The organism is Streptosporangium nondiastaticum (assembly GCF_003011965.1).
GTDB classification, from domain to species: Bacteria; Actinomycetota; Actinomycetes; order Streptomycetales; family Streptomycetaceae; genus Streptomyces; species Streptomyces nondiastaticus.
On sequence record NZ_PXWG01000256.1, the window covers coordinates 1 to 4,054 of the forward strand.

The window sequence follows — 4,054 nt, forward strand, 5'->3', positions numbered from 1 at the left end:
CGGCCACGGGAGCGGCCTCGGCCGGAGCCGGGGCGGCGGGGGCCTCGGCGGCCGGGGCCGGAGCCTCGGCAGCGGCCGGAGCCGGGGCAGCGGCGGGGGCGCCGGTGCCGTCATCGATGATCGCGAGCTCGGCGCCGACCTCGACCGTCTCGTCCTCGGCCACCTTGATGGAGGCGAGGATGCCGGACGCGGGGGCCGGGATCTCGGTGTCGACCTTGTCGGTGGAGACCTCGAGCAGCGGCTCGTCGGCCTCCACGCGCTCACCCTCGGCCTTGAGCCAGCGGGTGACGGTGCCCTCGGACACGCTCTCGCCGAGCGCCGGCAGGGTTACGGAAACCGCCATGGTTGCGGTTGCTCCTTACGAATAGTGCGGATGTGGTGCGCTCGGGACTTAGTCGTGCGAGTGCAGCGGCTTGCCGGCCAGGGCCAGGTGAGCCTCGCCCAGAGCCTCGTTCTGCGTCGGGTGCGCGTGGATGAGCTGCGCGACCTCGGCGGGCAGCGCCTCCCAGTTGTAGATCAGCTGGGCTTCGCCGACCTGCTCACCCATGCGGTCGCCGACCATGTGGACGCCGACCACGGCACCGTCCTTGACCTGGACGAGCTTGATCTCGCCCGCGGTCTTCAGGATCTTGCTCTTGCCGTTGCCCGCGAGGTTGTACTTCAGAGCGACGACCTTGTCGGCGCCGTACAGCTCCTTGGCCTTCGCCTCGGTGATGCCGACCGAAGCGACCTCGGGGTGGCAGTACGTGACGCGCGGCACGCCGTCGTAGTCGACCGGCACGGGGTTGAGACCGGCCAGCCGCTCCGCAACCAGGATGCCCTCTGCGAAGCCGACGTGCGCGAGCTGGAGGGTCGGGACGAGGTCACCGACGGCCGAGATGGTCGGCACGTTGGTGCGCATGTACTCGTCGACCAGGACGTAGCCGCGGTCCATCGCGACGCCCTGCTCCTCGTAACCCAGGCCCTGGGAGACCGGGCCGCGGCCGATGGCGACCAGCAGCACCTCGGCCTCGAACTCCTTGCCGTCCGCAAGGGTGACCTTGACGCCGTCGGCGGTGTACTCCGCCTTCTGGAAGAAGGTGCCGAGGTTGAACTTGATGCCGCGCTTGCGGAACGCGCGCTCCAGCAGCTTGGAGCTGTTCTCGTCCTCGACCGGGACGAGGTGCTTCAGGCCCTCGACGATGGTGACGTCGGTGCCGAAGGACTTCCACGCGGAGGCGAACTCGACGCCGATGACGCCGCCGCCCAGGATGATCGCCGACTTCGGGACGCGGTCCAGGACGAGCGCGTGGTCCGAGGAGATGATGCGGTTGCCGTCGATCTCCAGGCCCGGCAGCGACTTCGGCACGGAGCCGGTCGCGAGGAGGACGTGGCGGCCCTGGACGCGCTGGCCGTTCACGTCGACGGAGGTCGGGGAGGACAGGCGGCCCTCGCCCTCGATGTAGGTCACCTTGCGGGAGGCGACCAGACCCTGCAGGCCCTTGTACAGGCCGGCGATCACGTCGTCCTTGTACTTGTGGACACCCGCGATGTCGATGCCCTCGAAGGTGGCCTTGACACCGAACTGCTCGCTCTCGCGAGCCTGGTCCGCGACCTCACCGGCGTGCAGCAGCGCCTTGGTGGGGATGCAGCCGTTGTGCAGGCAGGTCCCGCCAAGCTTGTTCTTCTCGATCAGGGCGACGTCCAGACCCAGCTGCGCTCCGCGCAGGGCAGCGGCGTAACCGCCGCTACCGCCTCCGAGGATCACTAGGTCGAAAACGGTGCTGGCGTCGTTCGCCACGTCACGTCCTCCATGCATGGATACGCCGGATCCGGTCACCGATGACCGGGCGGCGGCTGTCGTTCGGCCGCGTTTCTTCGGCCCTGTGGTTAGGGGGGCCCTGTCCTGCCGAGACAACATCTTCGCATTTGTTGACGGACGGCGGGACGCCGGGCCGGTCCCGGAGGCGACTGTTGCGTCACCTTCGGGGGTTACTCGTGCGTACGGGACGGCGTTTTCGTTACGGGCGAACGGAATCCGCCCGGCCCCGGGCAAAAGCCGCGGGGCCGGGCGGCCGTACGGGTCGCGTACGAGCCCGGTGCGCGTCTCGCGGCGGCGCGATCAGCCGAGGTCGCCGGCCGCGGTCTGCTCCGCGAGGCGGACCAGGGTGCGGATCGCGGAGCCGGTGCCGCCCTTCGGGGTGTAGCCGTACGGGGCGCTCTCGTGGTACGCCGGGCCCGCGATGTCCAGGTGGGCCCAGGTGATGCCCTCGCCCACGAACTCCTTCAGGAAGAGGCCCGCGGCCAGGCCGCCGCCCATCCGCTCGCCCATGTTGGCGAAGTCCGCGACCGGGGAGTCCATCGCCTTGCGCAGCTCGGCGGGGAGCGGCATCGGCCACGCCTGCTCGCCGACCTCCTCGGCGATCTCGTACAGCGACGTGCGGAACGCGTCGTCGTTGGCCATGATCCCGAAGGTGCGGTTGCCCAGCGCGAGCACCATCGCGCCCGTCAGGGTGGCGACGTCGACGATCGCGTCCGGGTTCTCCTCCGAGGCGCGGACCAGGGCGTCGCCCAGGACCAGGCGGCCCTCGGCGTCCGTGTTGAGGACCTCGACGGTCTTGCCGCCGTACATCTTCAGGACGTCGCCCGGGCGGGTGGCCGAGCCGGACGGCATGTTCTCCGCGAGGGCCAGCCAGCCCGTCACGTTGACCTGCAGGCCCAGGCGGGAGGCCGCCACGACCGCGGCGAACACGGCGGCGGCGCCGGCCATGTCGCACTTCATCGTCTCGTTGTGGCCGGCCGGCTTCAGGGAGATGCCGCCCGAGTCGTACGTGATGCCCTTGCCGACGAACGCGAGGGTCTTCTCCGCCTTCGGGTGGGTGTAGGCGATCCGCACCAGGCGCGGCGGGGCGTCCGAGCCGCGGCCGACGCCCATGATGCCGCCGAAGCCGCCCTTGAGCAGGGCCTTCTCGTCCAGCACCTCGACCTTCAGGCCGAACTCCTTGCCGGCGGTCTGGGCCGCTGCGGCGAACGTCTTCGGGTCGAGCTCGTTCGGCGGCATGTTGACCAGGTCGCGGGCCCGGTTGACCTCTTCCGCCACGGTGATGGCGCGGTCGGCCGCGGCCTTGAACGCCTTGTCGCGCGGCTTGGCGCCGAGCAGGGCGATCTCGGCGAGCGGGGCGCTCTTCGCGGCCTTGTCGTCCTTCTTCGCGGCGCCGTTGCCGCCCGGACGGAAGGAGTACGCGCCCAGCAGGGCGCCCTCCGCCACGGCGTTGGCGGCCTCGGCGTCCTCGACGGGCAGGGCGAACCCGGCCTTCTTGGTGCCGGCCAGCGTGCGGGCCGCGGTGCCCGCGGCACGGCGCAGGGCCTCGTGGCCGAAGGCGTCGTCCTTCGCCGGGGCGTCGCCGAGGCCGACCGCCAGCACGACCGGGGCCTTCAGCCCGGAGGGGGCGGGGAGCTTGGTCGCCTCCCCTTCGGCGCCGGTGGCGCCGAGGGTCTCCAGGACGCCGGCCAGCTTGCCGTCGAAAGCCTTGTCCACGGCTTCGGCGCCGGGGGTGACGACGGGGCCCTTGGGGCCCTTCGCCACGCCGATGACGATGGCGTCCGCGCGCAGCGTCGCCGCACTGGAAGTGCTGAGAGTCAGAGCAGACACGGTGGTGGGGTCCCTACTTCCGTTGAGTTTCCTCGGCCGAGCGGGTGGGCCGGCCGCACCTCGGGCATCGTATGCGGTGGCTTTGCCGGGGGCTTTGGCGGTGTCATTCACCATGCACCGACTTTTGCCTGTACGGGTGAGGAGGCCCGGGCCGTCAGGCCAGGGTCAGGGCCACCAGCGCCGTCGTCGTGGCCGTTTCCGCGAGGGCGCCGAAGACGTCGCCCGTCACACCGCCGAAGCGGCGCACGCACCGGCGCAGGAGGAGCTCCGCGCACAGGAGCGCCGCCGCTGCCGCCGCGGCCGTGCGGAGCGGGCCGTACGGGCCCAGGAAGGCACCCCAGGCGGCGCAGGAGGCCGCGACCAGCAGGGACGCGGCCAGCGCGCCGCTGGACGGCACCGCGCCCGCCACAGCCGCCCCCAGGC

General features: G+C 71.6%; 4 protein-coding genes. All 4 read right to left on the minus strand.

The window, feature by feature from the left end; genetic code table 11:
- The coding region (locus B7P34_RS35285; protein ID WP_286157543.1) for a biotin/lipoyl-containing protein at nucleotides 1–343 on the minus strand (343 nt) is incomplete at its 3' end.
- A 48-nt stretch (nucleotides 344–391) separates the two neighbouring features.
- The gene (gene lpdA, locus B7P34_RS35290) at nucleotides 392–1,780 is read right to left on the minus strand and encodes a dihydrolipoyl dehydrogenase (RefSeq protein ID WP_030364620.1); all 1,389 of its coding nucleotides are present in this window, start codon (nucleotides 1,778–1,780) and stop codon (nucleotides 392–394) included.
- A gap of 321 nt (nucleotides 1,781–2,101) precedes the next feature.
- The gene (locus tag B7P34_RS35295) at nucleotides 2,102–3,631 is read right to left on the minus strand and encodes a leucyl aminopeptidase (RefSeq protein ID WP_106682211.1); all 1,530 of its coding nucleotides are present in this window, start codon (nucleotides 3,629–3,631) and stop codon (nucleotides 2,102–2,104) included.
- A gap of 154 nt (nucleotides 3,632–3,785) precedes the next feature.
- A partial coding sequence (locus B7P34_RS35300; protein WP_189383283.1) for an adenosylcobinamide-GDP ribazoletransferase occupies nucleotides 3,786–4,054 on the minus strand: 269 nt, incomplete at its 5' end.